Genomic DNA, 21226 nt, shown 5'->3' with positions numbered 1-21226 from the left:
AAACCCCGCGGCAGCTGCTGCGGGGTTTTTTCATGCGTCAGTCGTCGTTGAGAGGTTCGCGGACCGGCAGGCTCTTCAGAAACAGCGCGAAACGGTCCAGCTCCTCGCGCGTCACATCGGCCGGCAGGCGCAGCGCGACGTTCTGGCCGAGGCGGATCGGGAAATAGACCTCGACCGTCTCGGTCGTGCGGGGGCCGCCGGTGCGGGTGCGGACGGCATAGAAGGGCTGGGCCGGCGCTGCCGCGTCAGAAGCGGCGACCGTCTGCGGCTCGGCCGCGATCGCGGCGGCATCGCGCTTCACCAGCCGGGTCTTCTGGCCACGGCGGCCGATCACCAGCTGCCAGTCGGTCAGCGCCTCGATCCGCTTGGCGGTCTCGAGCGCCTCGCGATACTCCATCTCCAGCCACTCGGCCAGGGTCTCGATCGGGATGCTCTTGTGAAACCCGTAGTCGTGAGTCTCGACCAAGGTTTCGAAAGTCTGGAGATTGAAGGTGTCCATGAGGCGGGGCACTCGGGAAAGGTAACTCTCTCCGCACACGCTATCATACGGGATCAAGGCGTCAATTCTTTCGAACGATCCGCGAATTCCCGTCCCGTACAGGCTGTGTCATCGGCCCGTCCGCCGCGTCATGTTATGATATGCCATCATCGACCCCATGCGAGTTCTCCCCCCATGACCGATCTCCGCCTCGCCCTTCTCTCGGACCTTCATCTCGACGTCAGGCGCCGACGGCTGGAACGCGCCGGCCTGGAACCGGAGGCCGCCCTGGCGGCGATCGACGATCTGGGGCGCCGGACGGCCGATGCCGCACGGGATGCCGGGGCCGATCTCGTGATCCTGGCCGGCGACATCGCCAACGGTACCGGCGGGATCGACTGGGCCGGCCGGAATTTCGGCGATCTGCCGGTGCTCTATATCCCGGGCAATCACGAATTCTACGGCCATGACCGGGCGCCGCTGATCCGGGACATGCGCCGGGCGGCGACGGCCGCCGGCAATCTGCGCGTGCTGGACGGTGATGCGATCGACATCGACGCCCGGGACCGCCGGGTCCGCATTCTGGGCGGCACGGCCTGGACCGATTACCGGCTCTATGGCGATGCCGCCGCCGGCACGGCCATGGATCTGGCGGGCCAGGTGCTCTACGACCATCAGCGCATCCGCGAGGGCGACCGCCCGTTCAGCCCGGAAGATGCCCGCGGCCTGCATCTGGATTTCCGGGCCTGGCTGGCGCGGGAACTCGCCGCCTCGGATCCGTCGGCGACCGTGGTCGTCACCCATCACGGGCCCGCGGCGGCTTCGGTGGCCGAACGCTTCGCGGGCAGCCCCCTCTCCCCCGCCTTCGTCTCGGACATGACCGATCTGATGCAGGCGCATGAGCCGGCGCTCTGGCTGCATGGCCACACCCATCACGATGTCGATTACCGGGTCGGCCGGACCCGCGTGGTCGCCCGCCAGTGGGGCTATCCCGAGGAAGGGCTTTCGGAAGACTTCGCCCTGCTCACCATCTGACGCAGCCCCTCTCCCCGAATGCAGAAAACCCGCCAGGGCCGGGCCCGGGCGGGTTCGCTGAAGTCGGTCTCGGTGCCCGGGCGATCAGCCCTGGGCGAGCACCGCCGCCTTGGCTTCCTCGCCCAGGCGCTGAAGCTGGATCTCGACGACATGGCGCGAGGTCTCGACATTCGCGGCGGCGAAATCGGCCAGCAGACGGGCGATGATGTCCTCGTCGCCCGGCTCCTTCATGTCGGCATCGATCAGCTCGTCGCCATAGGCGGCGATGTCGGTGCGGCCGATCTGCGGCCCGGCCCAGGCGGCGAGCAGCCGGGCGCGCTTCACGCGGGCCTTGAAGGCCAGTTCCTGGTCGTGGGCGAAGCGGTTTTCTTCGGCGCGCTCGCGGTTGTCGAAGGTGCTCATCGCTGGACTACTCCTGCAAAACCTGATCGGTGGTGCGGACCCGGCTCCGGCCAGTCTGCCGCGGCAGCGTTTGCCATCTCGCGGCGCGACGGCCCCGTCGCCCCCTCTCATACCAGCAGCGGGCGGCCATGCCTAGCGCAACCGGCCGGTATCCTCCCGATCATATGGCCGCTCAGTCGATGATATGGTAGCCGCCATCGACGAACAGGGTCTGGCCGGTCATCAGCCGGGCGGCGTCGGTGGCGAGATGCGCGGTCGCGGCCCCCACATCCTCGATCGACAGCAGCGACGAGATCGGCGCCTTTTCATGGGCCTTGGCCAGAAGATCGTCGAACCCGGTCAGCCCCGAGGCCGCGCGGGTGGCCAGCGGCCCGGGCGACACCGCATGGACGCGGATGCCCTTGGGCCCGAGTTCAGCCGCCAGATAACGGACCGCGCATTCAAGCGCCGCCTTGACCGGGCCCATGACGTTGTAATGGTCGACCACCATCTGGGCGCCGAAATAGCTCATGCAGACCAGGGTGCCGCCTTGTTTCATCAGCGGCTCGGCCAGTTTCGCCATGCGGATGAACGACCAGCAGGACACGTCCATCGCCTGCAGAAAACCCGCCTTGGAACAGTCGGTCAGCCGGCCGTGCAGATCCTCGACCGGCGCAAAGGCGATCGAATGGACCAGGAAATCGAGCTGGCCCCAATCGGCCTCGACCTGTTCGAACACCGCTTCCACTGCGCCGTCGACCCGCAGATCCAGCGGCAGCAGCAGCTGGGCATCCACCTCGCGCGCCAGCGGCTCGACATGCGGGCGCGCCTTGTCGTTCAGATAGGTGATGGCCAGATCCGCGCCCAGCGCCCGAAACGCCTTCGCGCAGCCCCAGGCGATCGAATGCTCGTTGGCGATGCCGGCGATCAGGCCCTTGCGGCCGGCCAGCGGCCCGGGGACGGCGGTGGTGGTCATCTGAAGCGACTCCGTGGTTGCATCTGCTAAACGGCAGTGTGCACCTGCAGCATGACAATCGCGAGCGCAGAGTCCGCCGGGCCTGCCGGGGCAGGCCTGCCAGGCTCGCGCAGCGGGCGAAACCGCATGGCCGGGTCGCGTCGGAAGCCGTTGTCTTGGCGGAGCGGATTGTCTATGTTTCGCGCGCGCCGGACCGACCGCCCAGTCGGCCCGGCCCGACTGATTTGCTCATGGACCCGATTTGCTCACGGACCTGGGCTCAGCTCGTCGAGATCCGACGCTCCCGGGTCGATCCCCGGCTGTGCGGACCCGTCGACGGCGTACCGCCCGTCCGAACTCCCCGGAGGACGCCCATGTCCCGCCGCAGGCGCATCTACGAAGGCAAGGCCAAGATCCTGTTCGAGGGTCCGGAGCCCGGCACCGTGATCCAGTACTTCAAGGACGACGCGACCGCCTTCAACAACAAGAAGAAGGGTGTCATCACCGGCAAGGGGGTGCTGAACAACCGCATCTCCGAATACCTGATGACCCGGCTGGCCGAAATCGGCGTGCCGACCCACTTCATCAAGCGCCTGAACATGCGTGAGCAGCTGGTGCGGCAGGTCGAGATCATCCCGATCGAGGTGGTGGTCCGCAACGTCGCCGCCGGTTCGCTCGCCACCCGCCTCGGCCTCGAAGAGGGTGAGCGGCTGCCGCGCTCGATCGTCGAATACTACTACAAGGCCGACCATCTGAACGATCCGATGGTGACCGAAGAGCACATCACCGCCTTCGGCTGGGCCACGATCCCCGAGATCGACGAAATCCTGAACATGTCGATCCGGGTCAACGACTTCCTGTCGGGCCTGTTCCTCGGCATCGGCCTCAAGCTGGTCGACTTCAAGCTGGAATTCGGCCGGGTCTTCGACGAGGACCAGGACATGATCATCCTGGCCGACGAGATCAGCCCCGACAACTGCCGGCTCTGGGACGTCAAGACCAACGAGAAGCTCGACAAGGACCGGTTCCGCCGCGATATGGGCCGCGTCGAGGAAGCCTATCAGGAGGTCGCCCGCCGGCTCGGCATCCTGCCCGAGGATCCGGGTCGCGACACGGCCGAGACCCCGACCGAGGAGGACGCATGATGAAGGCCCGCGTTCACGTGACCCTGAAGCCCGGCGTGCTCGACCCGCAGGGCAAGGCCATCGCCAACGCGCTCCACGGCCTCGGCTATGCCGAAGCGGGCGAGGTTCGTCTCGGCAAGTATATCGAGCTGGACGTCGACGCCGCCGATGCGGCGACCGCCCGCAGCCGCGTCGCCGAGATGTGCGAGCGCCTGCTCGCCAACACCGTGGTCGAGAACTACGCGATCGAGATCGCGGACTGATCCCGCCGCCGGCCCGGGCCACCCGCCCGGGCCGGCGATGTTTCAGCCCCTGCCGACCCGATCCGAAATCAGGGAATCCAAGCCCGTGGATGCCGCCGTCATCGTCTTTCCCGGCTCGAACTGCGACCGCGACGTGGCCGTTTCCGTCGAGGCGGCGCTGGGCCGTGCGCCGCACATGGTCTGGCACCGTGCCGATGAACTGCCCAAGGTCGATCTGATCGTCCTTCCGGGTGGTTTTTCCTATGGCGACTATCTGCGCTCGGGCGCGATCGCCGCGAATTCGCCGATCATGGCGCAGGTGAAGGCCGCCGCCGCAAAGGGCACCCGGGTGCTCGCCATCTGCAACGGCTTCCAGATCGCCATCGAGGCCGGGCTGCTGCCGGGCGCGCTGATGACCAATGCCGGCCTGAAATTCGTCTGCCGCGACGTGCTGCTGAAGGTGGAGCGCAACGACACGCCCTTCACCGCGGGCTATGAGCAGGGCGCGGTCGTGCGGTTCCCGGTCGCCCATCACCAGGGCAATTATTTCGCCGACGACGAGACGCTGGCGCGGATCGAGGGCGAAGGCCTGGTCGCCTTCCGCTATGTCGATGCCGGCGGCAACCCGACCGGGGCGGCGAACCCCAACGGCTCGGCCCGCAACATTGCCGGCGTCTACAACGAGGCGCGCAATGTGATGGGGCTGATGCCGCATCCCGAACGTCTGGCCGACCCGGCGCTGGGCGGCACCGACGGGGCTCAGATGTTCCGCTCGCTGCTGGGCGGGCTCTCCTGAACCGCCCCGGAGTTCCAGCCTCCGAAGCCCGGCATGGCCGGGCCCCAAGTTTCCGAGACTGACGGGAATCGCGACCGATGACGGCCGAAACCAAGATCACCCCCGAGATCGTCGCCGAGCACGGGCTGACCCGCGACGAATACAAGCGGATCCGCCAGATCATGGGCCGCGAGCCCAACCTGGTCGAACTCGGCATCTTCTCGGCGATGTGGAGCGAGCACTGCTCGTACAAGTCGTCGAAGAAGTGGCTGAAGACCCTGCCGACCACCGCCCCCTGGGTGATCTGCGGCCCCGGCGAGAATGCCGGTGTCGTCGATATCGGCGACGGCCAGGCGATCATCTTCAAGATGGAGAGCCACAACCACCCGTCCTATATCGAGCCCTATCAGGGCGCGGCGACGGGTGTGGGCGGCATTCTGCGCGACGTGTTCACCATGGGTGCGCGGCCGATCGCGATGATGAACGCACTGCGCTTCGGCGATCCGTCGCATCCGAAGATGAAGCACCTGATTTCGGGCGTGGTGTCGGGCATCGGCGGCTACGGCAACTGCGTCGGCGTGCCGACGGTGGGTGGTGAGACCGATTTCCACCCGGCCTATAACGGCAACATCCTGGTCAACGCCATGTGCGTGGGCCTGGCGGATGCCGACAAGATCTTCTATTCGGCCGCCGCCGGCATCGGCAACCCGGTGGTCTATGTCGGCTCCAAGACCGGCCGCGACGGCATCCACGGCGCCTCGATGGCCTCGGCCGAATTCGGCGAGGATGCCGAGCAGAAGCGGCCGACGGTGCAGGTGGGCGACCCCTTCACCGAAAAGCTGCTGATCGAGGCCTGCCTGGAGCTGATGAAGTCGGACGCCATCGTCGCCATCCAGGACATGGGTGCAGCGGGCCTGACCTCGTCGTCGTTCGAGATGGCCGACAAGGGCGATGCCGGCATCGAGCTGTGGCTCGACAAGGTGCCGACCCGCGAAGTGGGCATGACGCCCTACGAGCTGATGCTGTCGGAAAGCCAGGAGCGCATGCTCATGGTGCTGAAGCCCGGCCGCGAGGACGAGGCCCGGCGGGTTTTCGAGAAGTGGGAGCTGGATTTCGCCGTCATCGGCAAGGTGACCGATACCGGCCGCATGGTGCTGAAGTTCCACGATGCCGTGGCCGGCGATCTGCCGATCAAGCCGCTGGCCAATGGCAGCCCGGAATATGACCGCCCGTGGACGCCCACGCCCCAGCGCCGGCCGATCGTGCTGCCCCGCGGCCGCGACGATCTGGACACCGTGCTGCCGACGCTGGAAAAGCTGATGGGCTCGCCCGATCTCGCCTCCCGGCGCTGGATCTGGGAACAGTACGACCACATGGTGATGGGCGACACCGTCGGCCGCCCCGGCGGCGATGCGGCGGTGGTGCGCATCCACGGCACCCAGAAGGCGGTGGCGATCACCACCGACGTCACGCCGCGCTACTGCTATGCCGATCCCTATCAGGGTGGCCGTCAGGCGATCGCCGAGACCTGGCGCAACCTGACCGCCACGGGTGCGAAGCCGCTGGCCATCACCGACTGCCTGAATTTCGGCAACCCCGAAAAGCCCGAGATCATGGGCCAGCTGGTCGGCTGCATCCAGGGCATGGCCGAAGCCTGCCGGGCGCTGAACTTCCCGGTCGTCTCGGGCAATGTCTCGCTCTACAACGAAACCCAGGGCACCGGCATCCTGCCGACCCCGGCCGTGGGCGGCGTGGGCCTGATCGCCGACGTCTCGCGCCGGGCCGACATCGCCTTCAAGGGCCAGGATCACGCGATCATCGTGATCGGCGAAACCCGCGGCCATCTGGGCCAGTCGCTCTATCTGCGCGAGGTTCTGGGCCGCGAGGACGGCGAAACCCCGCCGGTCGATCTGTCGGTGGAGCGCCGCAACGGCGATTTTGTCCGCACGCTGATCTCGGAAGGGCTGATCAGCACCGTCCACGACGTCTCCGACGGCGGCCTGATGGTGGCGCTGGCCGAGATGGCGCTGGCCTCGGGCATCGGTGCGAAGATCGATCCGCCGGCCTTCCAGGCGCCGCTCGCCTGGGCCTTCGGCGAGGATCAGGGCCGCTATGTGATCGCCGCCCCGGCGGCCGCGGCCGATGCCGTCATCGCCCAGGCCTGGGTGACCGGCGTGCCGGCCGCTCAGATCGGCGTGACCGGCGGCACCGAATTGACTCTGACCGGGGCCGGCACGATATCCTTGGAGACGCTGCGCAGCGCCCACGAGGGATGGCTGCCGGGGTTGATGTCGACGCCGGCCTGATCACCGGCGGGACCGCGCTCCGGCGACCCCGGGGCGCGGTTCAGCGACACAAAGATCGCGTGTGACGGGAGAGACGCGGATGCCGATGGACCAGAACGAGATCGAGCGCCTGATCAAGGACGCCCTGCCGGATGCCGAGGTGCTGGTCGAAGACCTCGCCGGCGACGGTGATCATTATGCGGCGCGGGTGGTCTCTTCGGCCTTCAAGGGCAAGACGCGCGTGCAGCAGCACCAGATGGTCTATCAGGCGCTGCAGGGCCGCATGGGCGGCGTGCTCCATGCCCTTGCCCTCCAGACCTCCGCCCCCGCCGATTGAGGCGGGCCGCCGGCCGCGCCAGAGGGCCGGCGTCCAGGAATGAATGCCTTCAAGGTCCGAGGATATCATGACCGACCAGTCCAATCCGGTTTTCGCCGAGATCCAGTCCCATATCGACGCCGAGCCCGTGGTGCTGTTCATGAAGGGCACCGCCGACCGGCCGATGTGCGGCTTCTCCGCCAAGGTGGTTCAGGTGCTGAACTACATGGGCGTGCCCTTCCGCGACGTGAACGTCCTTGCCGATGGCGGGATCCGCGAGGGTATCAAGCAGTACTCGAACTGGCCGACCATCCCGCAGCTCTATGTGAAGGGCGAGTTCGTGGGCGGCTGCGACATCGTCTCGGAAATGTTCGAGACCGGTGAACTCAGCGAATACCTGAACGGCCAGGGCATCGACGCCCGCCAGGTCGGCGTGCGCTGATCCGGTACTGACGACGTCTGATGACCGAACGGCCCGCCTTTCCGGGATGGAGAGGCGGGCCGTTTCACGTCCGGCGTCAGGCGTCAGGCAAAGCCGAAGACCAGACCGCAAAGCCCGGCCACGACGGCCAGCCAACCGGCTGCGATCACCCGCCCCGCCCAGGCCGGGCGCCAGGCGAAGAGACCGGCTGCCAGCGGCGCGGCAAGGCCGACCACGCCCGCGACCAGAACCAGACCGCGGCCCCAGCCGTCGGTAAAGACGGCAAGGCCGGCTGCAATCAGGATCAGCCCCCAGCCTTCCAGGCGACGCCGGACCGGCTGCCGTCGGGCCGCCGCATTGCGGCCGTAGCATTGCTCGTGATGGCGCGTCATGGCGAGGGCGAGTGCCGTGGCGGCGGAGATGCCGATGGCGAGGATCACCAGTGTGATCATGCCGCCCCTCCCCGCCGGCTGCGTGCCCTGAGGATCATCGCCAGCCGGCCGAGCGCCAGCGCCATGACGAGGCAGGCGAGCTGCAGGCCCCAGAACACCCGGTCGCCGGCCGCCAGAGCACCGAGCGGATCCCGGCCCGTCACCAGCACATCCGCCACCGGCACCGCTGCCCAGAGCAGCGCCGCGGCGAGCAGCGCCCGCATCCAGCCTGACCCGTCGGACCGCCACGCCCCCGCCAGCAGAAAAGCCAGCCAGACCAGATAGAAGGCGGCGGGTTCCAGCACCGCACGGCCGGCGATATCGGCCGGCAACAGGCGGTTGGCCAGGAACTGGCCGGCGATCGCCGCCGGCAGGCCGACCAGACAGCCGATATTGAGCGCATCGACCAGCCGGTGGCCGCGCCCGCGGCCCGCCGCGCCGGTCTTCGGCCGGCGTTTGACCGACCAGAGCACCAGCCCGGTTGCGATCATCGCCGTGCCGGCAAGACCGGCCGCGAAGAACAGCCAGCGCAGCGGCAGCCCGGCGAAGCGCGCCAGATGCAGGCCGTACAGCGTGTGATGAACGGCGGCCGCCGCCCCGCCTTGCCCGCGGCCATCCGCGATCAACCGGCCGGTGGTGCCGTCGAAGACCAGCGCCTCCGGCAGACGGGCAAGCTGGTCGGCATCCTGGGGTGTCAGGGTCAGCCGTGCGGCCGTGGTGCCCGGCCGGTCGACCTCGACCCGCCCGACCCGGATGTCGCGGCCATCGGCCGACCATGCGGCACTGGCCGCCGCCACCACCTGCCCCAGATCGGTGAGTGCTGCGGGCTGCGCCGGTCCGGCAGGCGCCCCCGCCGCCGCGATCCCGTCCAGATCGGCGGCATAACCAGCCCGTCCACCCGGATAGCCGGCATCCACCGCCCAGGGCATATAGAGCAGCATCAAGGTGATCAGCCCGCTCCAGGTGATCATCAGATGGAAGGGCAGCGACATCACGCCCAGCAGGTTGTGACCGTCCAGCCAGGCACGCTGGGCGGCCGCACGGGGGCGGAAGGTGAAGGCGTCCTTGAAGATCCGCTTGTGGACGATCACCCCGGTCACGATCGCCACCCCCATGATCATCGCGCAGATCCCGACCAGATAGCGGCCCAGGATCCGGCCCCAGTCGGACATGATCAGGGTGAAATGAACATAGAACAGGAAGTCGCCGCCGACCGTCTCGGGCCCGGCCTCGGGCGCGCCGGTCATCGGATCGAGCCTCTGGGCGACATAGCCGTGCGGCCGGCCGGCGGCGACCTTCAGCACCGGTTCCCGCCCGTCGGAGAAATCGATCAGCCAGCTGACCGCATCGGGCGCTTCGGCCTGAAGCCATGCCGCCGCCAGGCGCGCCTGGCTCGGTTGATCGGGCAGAGCGATCGGCGCCAGCCGGTGCATCCAGGCCGAGATTTCGGGCCGGAAATAGCAGGCCGTACCGGTCAGGAAGATCGCGAACAGCAGCCAGCCGACCACCAGCCCGGCCCAGGTATGAAGCCAGGACATCTTCTGACGGAAGCTCATCGCCAGCCCCCCGCCGCGGCGATCAGCCCGGCCAGCACCGCCACCTCGGCCAGGGCGCGGCGGGGGTCGTCGACGGCGAACACCCGGATCACCACCGCCACCCAGACCAGGAAACTGCCCATGCTGCCGGCCAGCACCGTCTCGATCGCCGGCCCCGGCAGCAGCCGGACGGCAAGGGTGGCGGCCAACGCCGCCACCAGATAGCCCCCCGGCCCCGCCGCCAGCAGGCGCAGCCCAACGCCCCGCATGGCGATCACCACTTATACTTCAGGGTCCCCAGCACCGTGCGGCCCTGGCCCCAATAGCACTGCCTGTCGACCTCGCAGCCCGAGACATAGGTCTCGTCGAACAGGTTGGAGGCATTGACCGCCAGTTCGACACCGGTGAGCGTCGGCGACGCCCGACCCAGGTCATAGCTGACCGCCGCGTCATACAGGGTGTAGGACGGCACCTTCAGGGTGTTGGTGTCATTGCCATAGGTGCTGCCGACATAGCGCACGCCGGCCCCAAGCCCCAGCCCTTCAGCGAAGCCGGCCTGGAAGGTGTAGCGGGTCCAGAGCGCCGCGGTCACCTCGGGCACCATGGTCGGGCGGTGGTGAAGATCCAGCTCGGTGCTCTTGGTCACCTCGCTGTCGAGCCAGGTGAAGCCGGCCTGAATATCCCAGCCCGAGGCCAGGCTCGCCACCGCTTCGAGTTCAAGCCCCTTGTTCGTCACCTCGCCGATCTGACGGTACCCCTTCCCCGTCCCCAGGGATTTCGGAACATTGGTCTGCGTGATCTGGAAAACCGATGCGGTGAACATGGCATTCCAGCCGGGCGGCTGATACTTCAGACCGGCTTCGTACTGGGTGCCCCGGGTCGGCTCGAAAGTCTGGGTGCTCCTGACCGTAATCGTCTGCGGCTCGAAGCTCTCCGAATAGCTGACATAGGGGGTCAGACCAAAATCGAAGGCATAGCCAAGCCCCACACGGCTGGTAAAGGCCTCGTCATCCCGGGAGTTTTCGCCCGTCTTATAACGGTCCTTCAGACGCATGTCAGCGCGATCATAGCGGCCACCGAGATTGACGATCCAGCCACCCAGGCGGATCTGATCCTGCACATAAAAGCCCCACTGGTCCCGGCGAAGCTCGGCGTTCTCATAGATCGCCGGCTCGCCGGTAAAGGTGGCATTGCCCCCCTGAGGCAGCGTGATCGGAGTCACCCCGGCAAAGCGCCGGATGGTGTCGCTGTCATGGCGGCGGTATTCGACACCGGCGAGCAGGGTGTGGTCCAGTGGCCCGGTGGTGCCGTCGATCTGCACCTGGTTGTCGACGACATAGACGTCCGACGATTCGCGGGCGGCAAAGGCGTTGCGATCCAACGTCACGCCATCCGACTTCAGCTCTTTGATGTAGACGGTCGCGAAATCCAGCCGGTTGGCGATATAGCGGGCGTTCTGGCGAAAGGTGATCGCATCGTCGAAGCGGTGCTCGAACTGGTAGCCCAGGGTATAGAGATCCCGGTCCCAATGGCCGTAATCGGTGTCGCCGGCATAGAAGCTGCGCGGCAGCTTGCCATAGGGCGCATCCTTCAGCGTGCCGACGATCGGCAGCATGTTGGAAAAGCCGCCGTCGACATCGTCGCGCTGCCAACTGCCGAGCAGGGTGAGCGTGGTGTCGTCCCCCGCCCGCCAGGTCAGCGAGGGGGCGATGGCGGTGCGTTCCTGATCGATGCCGTCGACCTGATTGTCGCTTTCCATCATCAGGCCGGCCACCCGGAAGGCCAGCCGGCCGTCCTCGACCAGCCGGCCGCCGATATCGGCGCCGGCTTCATGGCGGCCGAAGCTGCCGCCGCGCAGCATCACCTCGTTCATCGCCTGGTCGGACGGGGTCTTGCTCACCCGGTTGACGATGCCGCCCGGGGTGTTCTGGCCATAGAGCACCGAGGCCGGGCCCTTCAGCACCTCGATCCGCTCGAACATGTAAGGCTCGAAGCCGCCGATCGCGAAATTGGCGCCGCCGACCTTGATGCCGTCCAGATATTCGTTCGACGAGGCGCCATAGGTGCCGTCGCCGCCGAAGCCGCGGACCTGGATATTGTCGCCGCCCGGCATGATGCCGCCGGCACGGCCGCCGACGCGGACACCGGCGGTATAGGCCAGCGCCTCGCCCTCGGTGGTGACGGCGCGGGCCGACATCTGGTCGCGGGTGACCACCGAGACCGATTGCGGGGTTTCCAGCAGCGGCGTGTCGGTCTTGGTCGCGGTGGCGGTGCGGGTCGCGACATAGCCGGCGACGGGCCCCGTCGCCACCTCGGCCGTTCTGGCCGCGCCGACCTGGAGCGGGTCGAGCACGGTCGCCCCCTCGCCCGCCAGCCGCTGCAACACCACCACCCCGTCGGGCGTGATCGCCCCGGTGACCGGCGTGCCGGCCAAGAGCTGCGCCAGCCCCGCCGCCGGCGTCATCCGCCCCTGAAGACCGCGGCTTTCCACGCCCCGGGTGACGGCGGTATCGGCCGAGACCTGAAGCCCCGCCTGCCGGCCGAAGGCGCCGAGCGCGCCGGCCAGCGGCTGTGCCGGAATGTCGAAACCGATCTCGGCCGCCATGTCGGCCGCTTCGGCCCGGCTGATCGCCATCCCGGCAAGGATCCCCGCGCCGCCCATGGCCATGGGTCCCGGAAGCGTCGCGACCGATGCCGCGACCATGGCCGCGACCCCCTGCGGCATCCTCCGGCGGCGCTGCTGGCCCTGGCTCATACCCGTCTCCTTCATTCTCTGCCCGACCCTATGTGCGAGTGCTTCGCATTTTCAGGACCAACAGACGTGGAGCCGGGGCGGATTTTCCGCAGATCCGGATATTTTTTTGAGAAAAAGCCGCATCTTCCACCAGAAGACGGTGCGGCTCAGCGGTCAGGCGCCGTCGAGGATGGTCAGCAGCGGCCCGATCCGGCGAAGCCGCCCGCCATGGGCCCGCATCAGCGCCGAAAGCGCCGCCTGCGGATCGCGCAGGTCGTAAAGCCCCGTCACCTGGCGGTCGGCCAGGGCGTCATCCGCCACCAGGATCAGCCCGGGGGTATAGGCCCGCAGCCGGGCCACCACCTCGCCCACCGTCGCCCCGTCGACGAACAGCCGGCCGTCCTGCCAAAGCGCCACGGCATCGGGTGCGATGCGGCCGCGGATGGGGGCGGAGCCGTCGGCCGGGATCTCGACCGTCTCACCGGGGTTGAGCTGCACGGCCGGCACGTCCGGAGCCTCTACCCGCACCGTGCCGCTGCGGACCGCGACCGTCACCCGGTCGTCATCGCGGTCGACCTCGAACCCCGTGCCGGTGACCGTGACCTGCACCCGGCCTGCCCGCACCACGAAGGGTCGGCCGGCATCGGCGACCACCTGAAAGAAGGCCTCGCCGCGCCGCAGGATCACCCGCCGATGGCTGCCGTCCAGCTGCATGTCGGCCGCCGAAAGCGGCGCCAGCTGCATGCGGCTGCCATCGGCAAGCGTGACCTGCCGCAGCTCCCCCACCCCGGTTGCGGCATCGGCCGTCATCCGCAGGGCCAGCCCCGGCAGCAGCATCACCGCAAGACCCGCCGCAACCGCCAGGCCCGCAAGCCCCGCGGCCCATCGCCCGCGGCGCGGCGGGCGGCGGGCGGCCCGGGCGGCCGGTGCCATGGCCGCCAGCCCCTGGGGCACGGCAAGCCAGCTGCGCCGCACCTCGGCGAAGGCCGCGGCATGGGCGGGATCGGCCGCGCACCAGGCTTCGAAGGCCGGGCTCAGGCTACGATCCCCCGGTGCGGCCTCCAGCCGGACCAGCCAGTCGGCGGCTTCGGCGAGCAGGGTGGCGGAAGGTCTGGGCGCAGGATCGGCGGTCATGCCCCGTCCTCGTCGCGCAGCGCCAGGGTCAGGCGCAGCACCGCCCCCTGAACCAGCCGGTGGGCGGTGGTGACCGACACATCCAGATGATCGGCGATGTGCTGAAGGCTGCGGCCGTCGACACGATGCATCTTCAGCGCCACCCGTTCACGCTCCGGCAGGTCGGCAAGCGCCGCGGCCATCCGCCGGGTCTCGTCCCGATCCAGCAGCCCCTGATCCGGGGCCGGCAGTTCGGCCGGGGCCAGCCAGTCGGGGCGGTGCTGCAGGCGGTTGCGATCCTCGGTCTGGCGTCTGCGGGTGACATCCAGCGCAAGATTGCGGACGATGCGATAGAGATAGCCCACCGGCTGCGCCACCCGCCCGGCCGCCACCCCGTCCGCGGCGCCGGGGGCGAAGCGGATATAAGCCTCCTGCACGACATCCTCGGCGCGCATGCGATCGCCCACGATCGGCGTCGCGTAATCCACGAGCGTCGCGCGGTGGTCGAGAAACAGTTTGAGCCTGGGATCGTCGTCGCGCACGGCGCCTGCATGCCTTCCGGGGCGGAAACCCGATGCGGTCGCATGCTAGTCGGATTGCGAACCGGTCGCAACAACAACACTCTCCCCCACGGCACCCCGGGGTGCCAGCACCGCAGCGGCGCGGGCGATGCGGTCGGTCAGGTCGTCCCGCCGCCCGGCCGGAACATAGCCGATCAGCGAGGTGGCGATGCCCAGATCGACGGCGGCGCCGAACTGGTCGTCGGCGACCTCTCCCCCGGCCCAGAGTGCCGCGGCACCGCGGAACATGATCGCCAGCTGTTCGGGCAGGGCCCCGACCGCCAGCGGCCGCATGGCCGGATCGATGCCGTCATGATCGCCAAGCGCCAGGATCCACAGGGCCCGCGATCGCCGGCGGAATTCCTCGGGATCATCGGCGCTGCCGCCACCGGCTGCGGGCCCGCCCGCCACCAGCGTGCCGATCAGATAGCGATGCACGGCCGGACGCTCCAGCCAGACCGCGCAGCCCGCCTGCCCCATCATGAAGGTCCGGTCGATGGCATCGCCCGCACCCGTGGTGCTGTCCGCAACATAGCGATCGGTGATCGCGTCGAACATGCGCTGGGCCAGGCTGCGCAGAATGCCCGTCTTGCTGCCGAAATGGTTGAACGGGGTCGCGAAGCTGACCCCCGCCTCCTCGGACAATGCGCGCATCGAGAAGTCGGGCAGATCCCCGGCCAGAAGCAGCCGTTCCGCCGCGTTCAGGATTTCCTCCCGCGCGAAGGCCCGCTTGCGGTCCGCAAGCCGCACTCTGCCGGATGTCGCAGCCACCCTGCCCTCCCTTTCGACCGGTCTCTCCACCCCCTGCTATGCACCATGGCGGTGGCGCCGGCAAGGCGCGATCAGATTTGTATATCGTGATATAAAAATCATATTGTGATTCAATTCCTCCTCGCGCCATCATGCCTCCTGACCGGCCCCAGCAGAGCGCCGGCATACCAGGGAGGACATAAGATGACCGCAGAGAGACCGATCCTGATCCGGAACGCCCGGCTTCTGACCATGGTCGACGGCCAGGACGAGACGGCCGGCGACCTGCTGATCGCCGATGGGGTGATCCAGGCCGTCGGCGGGCGGATCGATCACCCGGAGGCAGAGGTCATCGATGCCGCCGCCGGCATCCTGATGCCCGGCTTCGTCGACACCCACCGCCATGTCTGGCAGACCCAGCTGCGATCCGTCGCGGCGGACTGGTCGCTGTTCGACTATTTCGTCCGTATGCGGATGATCTGTTCGGCGTTCTATTCGCCCGACGACGTCTGGCTGGGCAACCATATCGGCGCGCTGGAAGCGCTGCATGCCGGCATCACCACCATGGTCGACCACTGCCACATCCTGAACAGCCCCGACCATGCCGATGCGGCGCTCAAAGGGCTGATCGATGCCGGTGGGCGGGGCATCTTCTGCTACGGGCTGTTCGGCAATCCACGCGGCCATGATCCGCTGGTGGCCGAGATCGCGCCGGACTGGCTTGCCACCGATATCCGCCGGCTGCGGGCCGGCACGGGTTTCTCGGGCCAGAACCGGATCCTGTTCGGCATGGCGCCCGCCGAGGCCGAAGCGACGCCGCTGCCCCATCTTCTGGGCGAGCTGAACCTTGCGCGCGAGCTTGGCGCCCACAGCATCTCATTGCATGTCGCCATGGGCGGTTACGATCAGGGCCACCGCGTGGTGCAGCAGCTGGCCGATGCCGGCGCGCTGGGCCCCGATCTGCTGTTCGTGCATGGCGCCGCCCTGACCGCGGCTGAACAGGCGGCGATCGCCGAAGCCGGGGCCGGGCTGTCGGTGACGCCCGAGACCGAGATGCAGATGGGCATGGGCCATCCGCTGGCCTTCACCGCGCAGGCGGCCGGCATCCGCACGGGGCTCGGCATCGATATCGTGTCGAATTATGCCGGCGACATGTTCCGGCAGATGCGGCTGATGCTTCAGGCCGAGCGCGCCCGGCGCAATGCGGCACTGGAAGCCCGGGGCGGCGCACCGCGACAGATCACCCCCACCGCCCGCGAGGTGCTGCGGATGGCAACCCTCGGCGGTGCCGAAGCCCTGCATCTGGAAGACCGGATCGGCTCGATCGCGCCGGGCAAGCGCGCCGATCTGATCCTGGTGCGCACCGATACCATCAACATGTGCCCGACCATCGACGCCGTGGCCGCCGTCGTGCTGAATGCGGCCCCGTCCGACGTCGACATGGTCATGGTCGACGGCCGGATCATCAAGTGCCGCGGCACGCTCGCCGGCGTCGACTGGCCGGGTCTCGCCACCCGCCTCGAAGCATCGGCGATGCGGATCACCGCGGCGGCGGCCCGGGTCGATCGCGCACCGATCGAGGCCATGGGCGCGGGCCTGTTCGCCAACCTGACCTGACCCCCGGCATAAGAACGGCCCGCCCCCGGAAGGGGACGGGCCGCTCTCGTCACATATGTCGCAAGATCAGCCGATCGCGGCCAGACCGCGCGCCAGATCGGCTTCCAGATCGGCCGGGTTCTCCAGGCCGATATGCAGGCGGACCGGCACGCCGGCCCCGGTCCAGCCCCGCACCGTCTCGGGGGCCTGCGGCAGGGCCAGGCTTTCGAACCCGCCCCAGGACGAGCCGATGCCGAACAGGCGGAGCGTGTCGACGAAGCGGTCGACCGCAGCCAGATCCAGATCCGGGCGCATGCCGATGGTCACCAGCCCGTTGGCGCCGGTGAAGTCGCGGCGCCAGAGGTCGTGGCGGGGATGGCTTTCCAGCGCCGGGTGCAGCACCCGCTCGACCAGGGGATGATCCTGAAGGAAGCGGGCGATACCGAGCGCGCTGGCCGCATGGATCGGCAGTCGGGCCGCGATGGTACGCAGGCCGCGCAGGGTCAGCCAGGCATCATCCGGGCTGACGGTCTGGCCCATCACCACCTGCATCCGCCACAGCTCGCGGCCCAGCTCGCCATTGGCGACCACGGCACCCATCATGACGTCGGAATGGCCGACGACATATTTGGTGCCGGCAATGACCGAGATGTCGGCACCGTGCAGAAGCGGCTTGTGCAGCAGGCCCGAGGCCCAGGTGTTGTCGATCACCAGCAGCGCGTTGTGATCATGCGCCAGCGTCGAGAGCGCCTTGACGTCGATCAGGTCATAGACCCAGGACCCCGGGTTCTCGGCATAGATCATCCGGGTGGCCGGCGTGATCTTCGCCGCCGCATCCTCGACCGTGCCGTCGAAATAGGTCGACGCGATACCGCGCGGCTCCAGGAATTTCGACCGGATGGCATGAACCTGCGGATAGACCGTGTTCTGGATCAGCACATGCGATCCGGGCAGCAGGCAGGTCAGCAGGACATGGGCGATGGCCGCCAGCCCCGTGGGGAAAAGCAGCGCCCGCTCCCCCCCTTCAAGCGCGGCCCAGGCTTCTTCCAGCGCATGGTTGGTGGGGGTGCCGCGGGCACCATAGCTGAACACCCGGCTGCCATCCTCGCGCCGCGCCTTGTTGGCGCGCATGGTGGCGATGTCGGGGGCGAGCACGGTAGAGGTGCGGACGACCGGCGGGCTCACCGGGCGCACGCCCTCCATCGGCTGGCTGCGACCCAGATGGATCAGCCGGGTCTCTTCAGACAGCTCACGATCCGCGCTCATTCACGCATTCCCTTCCTTGACGTCATGGCCGGCGCCGATGATGGCGAAACCGGCCCGCTCGCGGTCGTCCAGCTTGGCCAGCAGCCCGGTTTCCCAGGCCAGATAGCGGCGGGCGGCCTCCAGATTGCCATCATGGCGATCATGGACGAAGAACAGGAAGTCGATGCAATCGGCCTCCGACGGCTCGTCCGGGGTCGCCACCATGTCGAAACCCGCCGCCGTCCAGCCGGCGGCATCGGCGGTCGCCAGGCCCGCGACCTTGCGGCCAAGCCCGGCAAGATCGATGGCGGCGCAGCGCGCGATGCGCGGATCGGCCGCGATCAGCACGATGCGGGCATCGGCGGCCAGATCGGCCACCGCCGCTGCCAGCCGCGGACGGATCGCCCAGCGGGCCCCCTCGACATGGCCCTTACGGAAGGCCATGCCCGGGCGGAGATCGATCAGCGCCACCGGTGCGCCGCCATCGGCCTGCATGGCCGCAATCTCGGCCGGGCGCAGCACCACCAGCGCCGGCAGACGGCCCGCCGCCTCTTCATGGCCAAGGCCCGAGGCACCGATCCGGCCCCAGCCCGACCGGCCGCCTTCCAGCACCGCCACGTCCCAGCCCATGCGCTTCAGCCAGTTGGCCACGACCGCCGAGCGGATGCCGGTGTCGCAGGTCAGCACGACGCGGGCATTGCGCACGCCCAGCCACTGGTCCGAGGCCTGGATCAGCTGGCCGCCCGGGGCATGCAGGGCGCCGGGCGCATGATGCAGCTCGTATTCCTCGGGCGTGCGGACGTCGAGAAGATAGGTGGTGCGGCTGGCATCGCGCAGCCAGGCGCCGGCAACCTCGGGCGAGATGAAGGTGATGCCGTTGACCGCGGCGAAGCCCACCAGCCAGTCCGCGGCCTCGTCATTGCCGTCGACGGCTTCGGGATAGAGCCGGTCGCTGCCATGCTCCAGATCGAAACCGGCCAGGCGCCAGCCCTGGGTGCCGTTGCGCAGCGCCACCACCGGGTTGGGCACGCCGACATCACGCAGCGTCTGGGCGCCGATGATGCTGCGGGTCCGGCCGGCGCAGTTGACCACGATCCGGGTCTTCGGGTCGGGCGCGATGCTGCGGATGCGGTGCACCAGCTCGCCGTTCGGGCAGCAGATCGCGCCCGGGATGTTCATCTTGCGGTATTCATCGACCGGACGGCCGTCGACCACCACCAGATCCTCGCCGCGCGCCAGCGCCGCCTGCAGCTCTTCGGCAGAGATCGAGGGGGTGTCGAGCTCGTGCTCCACCACCTCGCCGAAGGTCTTGCTGACCACGTTGACGCCGGCGAACAGCTCGTAGCCGGCCGCGGCCCAGGCGGCGACGCCGCCATCCAGCACCAGAACGTTGCGATAGCCGATCGCCCGGGCGCGGGCGGCGGCACGGGCCGCAACGGTCGACAGGCCGTCGTCATAGACCACGACCCGGGCGGCCTTGTTCGGCACCAGCCGCTCGATGTCCAGCTCCAGCCGGCTATAGGGCAGCGGCACGGCATAGAACAGATGCGACCAGCCGTACTGGCCATGCTCGCGCACGTCGAGCAGCGCGATCTCGCCGCCGTCGTGAAGCGCCGCCTTCAGATGGGCGGCGGTGATCACGCCCTCGGCCGGGGTGTCGTCGACCGGCGCCGGCGGCACCGGGATCGACCGGGTCGGCACGCCGAGCCCCATGGTCTTGCAGGTGCCGGCGGCCAGATCGAAGGTGGTACGGCCCGACAGGGTCTCCAGCGCGCGGCCGTAGAAATGCAGATGGCGGATGATCTGCTCGCCCTCGATCACCACCGAATGGATGTCGTCGGGCAGAAGCGCCACGCCCCGCCCGGGGCCGACCTCGATCCGCCCGGCCTCGACCAGGGTCGCGCGGCCCGGCACGGTGCCGTCATCGGTGCGCTGGTAAAGGCGGTTGACCTCAACCCCATCCACCGCGGCCACGCAGGCCCAGGTGGTGTGGTCGTGCGGCGGGATCAGCTTGCCCGGGCGCATCACGTTCAGATAGAGCGCGAAACCGTGATCGCTGTCCTCGCGGATCATGTAGCGGGCCTGGCGCTCACCCTCTTCCGGCGGCGGGAAATCCGCCTCGGACCAGAGTTCGGCACGGGCCGCCAGGGTCTTCAGGCGGTCCAGCACCTGGGCGAGAGCTGCCCGGGTCAGACCTTCGGCGGCCAGGATCTGGCGCGCTTCGGCCACCATCCCGTCGGCGAGAATCCGGCGACGATCGATCATCCGCGTATTCCTTCTTCCTTCCCGTTCAGCGCCCTGCCCGACAGGCAGTGCGTTGCATCTCTGCAGGCTAGCGCTAAACTCATTCCGAAAATAACGAGTTATCCCGCGATTCCCATCAGGAACGCTTATGATTAACTTCGACCTCGCCGCCCTTCGCACCCTGGTCGCGATCGCCGATCAGGAGACCTTCGCCCGCGCCGGCGAAACCGTGCACCGCACCCAGGCCGCCGTCAGCCAGCAGATGCGCCGGCTGGAGGATCAGCTTGGCCTGGCCCTGTTCGAACGCAGCGGCCGCACCAAGGAACTGACCCCCTCGGGCCGCAAGCTGGTCGACTATGCCCGGCGCATGCTGGCGCTTCAGGAAGAGACCCTGGCGGCGCTGCATGCGGTGACCACCGGCGGCCCGGTGCGTCTGGGATCGCCCGCCGACATCGCCGACACGGTGCTGCCCGAGATGCTGCGCCGCTTCGCCCGGGCGAACCCGGCCCTGTCGCTGGTGATCCATGTCGGCCGCAGCCCCGACCTGATGGAGCTGCTGAAGAAGGGCGCCATCGACCTCACCATCTCCACCCGCTTCGACGAAAGCCGGCGCCATTTTCTGCTCCGCACCTCTCCGGTCGTGTGGATCGCGGCCAATGATTTCCGGGTCGATCCGAACCGCCCCCTGCCGCTGGTGCTGGCCGACGAGCCCAGCATCTTCCGCAAGATCGCGCTGGCGGCGCTGGAGCGGAGCGGCCGGACCTGGCACGAGCGCTATACCGCGCCGGGGCTTGCCGGCATCCGTGCGGCGGTTGCAGCCGGCCTCGGCATCACCGCCCGCAGCATCGAAGCGCTGACGCCCGAACTGCGGGTGGTGGGAGAGGCCGACGGGCTGCCGCCGCTCGGCGGCATCCGCTACTACCTGTATCAGCGCGACGATGCGGTTTCAGAAGCGGCCAAGAACCTGTTCCGGCTGATGGCCGCCCGCGGCTGAGGCCCGGCAGGA

At 68.6% G+C, this 21226-nt stretch carries 21 protein-coding genes; 9 read left to right on the top strand and 12 right to left on the bottom strand.

What is annotated here, in order from left to right:
- Window positions 1-37: 37 nt before the first annotated feature.
- Window positions 38-499 (bottom strand): hypothetical protein, encoded by a 462-nt coding sequence (locus WI697_RS17820; RefSeq protein WP_298652272.1) that lies wholly within the window; start codon window positions 497-499, stop codon window positions 38-40.
- Between the two features lie 174 nt (window positions 500-673).
- Between WI697_RS17820 and WI697_RS17815 the strand changes: the two genes are divergently transcribed.
- Entirely contained in the window at window positions 674-1513 is an 840-nt protein-coding gene (locus tag WI697_RS17815; RefSeq protein WP_345959381.1) for a metallophosphoesterase, read from the top strand.
- An 84-nt stretch (window positions 1514-1597) separates the two neighbouring features.
- Here WI697_RS17815 and WI697_RS17810 read toward each other — a convergent pair whose 3' ends face one another.
- Together WI697_RS17810 and fabI are read right to left on the bottom strand one after the other, a co-directional pair.
- A complete protein-coding gene (locus WI697_RS17810) occupies window positions 1598-1915 on the bottom strand; it encodes a DUF1476 domain-containing protein (RefSeq protein ID WP_014745770.1) in 318 nt (105 codons plus the stop codon).
- A 172-nt stretch (window positions 1916-2087) separates the two neighbouring features.
- Window positions 2088-2870 (bottom strand): enoyl-ACP reductase FabI, encoded by a 783-nt coding sequence (gene fabI, locus WI697_RS17805; protein WP_062768399.1) that lies wholly within the window; start codon window positions 2868-2870, stop codon window positions 2088-2090.
- Between the two features lie 353 nt (window positions 2871-3223).
- On the opposite strand from fabI, the gene purC reads away from it, so the two are divergent.
- The 6 genes from purC (at window position 3224) to grxD (ending at window position 8033) form a co-directional block, all read left to right on the top strand.
- Window positions 3224-3994, top strand: coding sequence for a phosphoribosylaminoimidazolesuccinocarboxamide synthase (purC, locus tag WI697_RS17800; RefSeq protein ID WP_062762029.1), 771 nt, complete (start codon window positions 3224-3226; stop codon window positions 3992-3994).
- Window positions 3994-4236: a phosphoribosylformylglycinamidine synthase subunit PurS gene (gene purS, locus WI697_RS17795; protein WP_041604930.1), complete on the top strand. Its 243-nt coding sequence runs from the start codon at window positions 3994-3996 to the stop codon at window positions 4234-4236. The genes purC and purS overlap by 1 nt, the downstream gene beginning before the upstream one ends.
- 85 nt (window positions 4237-4321) lie before the next feature.
- Window positions 4322-5011, top strand: coding sequence for a phosphoribosylformylglycinamidine synthase subunit PurQ (purQ, locus tag WI697_RS17790; RefSeq protein WP_062762031.1), 690 nt, complete (start codon window positions 4322-4324; stop codon window positions 5009-5011).
- Window positions 5012-5088: 77 nt separating this feature from the next.
- Window positions 5089-7296 (top strand): phosphoribosylformylglycinamidine synthase subunit PurL, encoded by a 2208-nt coding sequence (gene purL / locus WI697_RS17785; protein ID WP_062762033.1) that lies wholly within the window; start codon window positions 5089-5091, stop codon window positions 7294-7296.
- A gap of 79 nt (window positions 7297-7375) precedes the next feature.
- Complete coding sequence (locus WI697_RS17780; protein ID WP_014745777.1) at window positions 7376-7612, top strand: BolA family protein; 237 nt, start codon at window positions 7376-7378, stop codon at window positions 7610-7612.
- Window positions 7613-7679: 67 nt separating this feature from the next.
- On the top strand, window positions 7680-8033 hold the full coding sequence (gene grxD, locus WI697_RS17775; protein ID WP_014745778.1) for a Grx4 family monothiol glutaredoxin: 354 nt from the start codon (window positions 7680-7682) through the stop codon (window positions 8031-8033).
- A gap of 83 nt (window positions 8034-8116) precedes the next feature.
- On the opposite strand, the gene WI697_RS17770 is transcribed toward grxD, so the two are convergent.
- The 7 genes from WI697_RS17770 to WI697_RS17740 form a co-directional block, all read right to left on the bottom strand.
- Window positions 8117-8464 (bottom strand): DUF3325 domain-containing protein, encoded by a 348-nt coding sequence (locus WI697_RS17770; protein WP_345959380.1) that lies wholly within the window; start codon window positions 8462-8464, stop codon window positions 8117-8119.
- Window positions 8461-9981 (bottom strand): PepSY-associated TM helix domain-containing protein, encoded by a 1521-nt coding sequence (locus WI697_RS17765; RefSeq protein ID WP_345959379.1) that lies wholly within the window; start codon window positions 9979-9981, stop codon window positions 8461-8463. Before WI697_RS17765 ends, WI697_RS17770 begins: the two co-directional genes overlap by 4 nt.
- Window positions 9982-9995: 14 nt before the next feature.
- The gene (locus tag WI697_RS17760) at window positions 9996-10247 is read right to left on the bottom strand and encodes an iron transporter (protein WP_345959378.1); all 252 of its coding nucleotides are present in this window, start codon (window positions 10245-10247) and stop codon (window positions 9996-9998) included.
- Window positions 10248-10252: 5 nt separating this feature from the next.
- Complete coding sequence (locus WI697_RS17755) at window positions 10253-12733, bottom strand: TonB-dependent siderophore receptor (protein WP_345959377.1); 2481 nt, start codon at window positions 12731-12733, stop codon at window positions 10253-10255.
- Window positions 12734-12886: 153 nt separating this feature from the next.
- The gene (locus WI697_RS17750; protein ID WP_345959376.1) at window positions 12887-13846 is read right to left on the bottom strand and encodes a FecR family protein; all 960 of its coding nucleotides are present in this window, start codon (window positions 13844-13846) and stop codon (window positions 12887-12889) included.
- On the bottom strand, window positions 13843-14367 hold the full coding sequence (locus WI697_RS17745) for a sigma-70 family RNA polymerase sigma factor (protein WP_345959375.1): 525 nt from the start codon (window positions 14365-14367) through the stop codon (window positions 13843-13845). Before WI697_RS17745 ends, WI697_RS17750 begins: the two co-directional genes overlap by 4 nt.
- 45 nt (window positions 14368-14412) lie before the next feature.
- Complete coding sequence (locus WI697_RS17740) at window positions 14413-15156, bottom strand: TetR/AcrR family transcriptional regulator (protein ID WP_345959374.1); 744 nt, start codon at window positions 15154-15156, stop codon at window positions 14413-14415.
- Window positions 15157-15339: 183 nt separating this feature from the next.
- On the opposite strand from WI697_RS17740, the gene WI697_RS17735 reads away from it, so the two are divergent.
- The gene (locus WI697_RS17735; protein ID WP_345959373.1) at window positions 15340-16752 is read left to right on the top strand and encodes an amidohydrolase family protein; all 1413 of its coding nucleotides are present in this window, start codon (window positions 15340-15342) and stop codon (window positions 16750-16752) included.
- Window positions 16753-16818: 66 nt separating this feature from the next.
- Here WI697_RS17735 and metC read toward each other — a convergent pair whose 3' ends face one another.
- Window positions 16819-17997 (bottom strand): cystathionine beta-lyase, encoded by a 1179-nt coding sequence (metC, locus tag WI697_RS17730; RefSeq protein WP_345959372.1) that lies wholly within the window; start codon window positions 17995-17997, stop codon window positions 16819-16821.
- Complete coding sequence (locus WI697_RS17725; RefSeq protein WP_345959371.1) at window positions 17998-20241, bottom strand: rhodanese-like domain-containing protein; 2244 nt, start codon at window positions 20239-20241, stop codon at window positions 17998-18000.
- Window positions 20242-20368: 127 nt separating this feature from the next.
- Between WI697_RS17725 and WI697_RS17720 the strand changes: the two genes are divergently transcribed.
- Entirely contained in the window at window positions 20369-21214 is an 846-nt protein-coding gene (locus tag WI697_RS17720) for a LysR substrate-binding domain-containing protein (protein ID WP_345959370.1), read from the top strand.
- Window positions 21215-21226 lie beyond the last annotated feature (12 nt).

Source organism: Tistrella mobilis, from assembly GCF_039634785.1.
Classification (GTDB): domain Bacteria; phylum Pseudomonadota; class Alphaproteobacteria; order Tistrellales; family Tistrellaceae; genus Tistrella; species Tistrella mobilis.
This window is presented reverse-complemented; position numbering and strand designations above follow the sequence as displayed.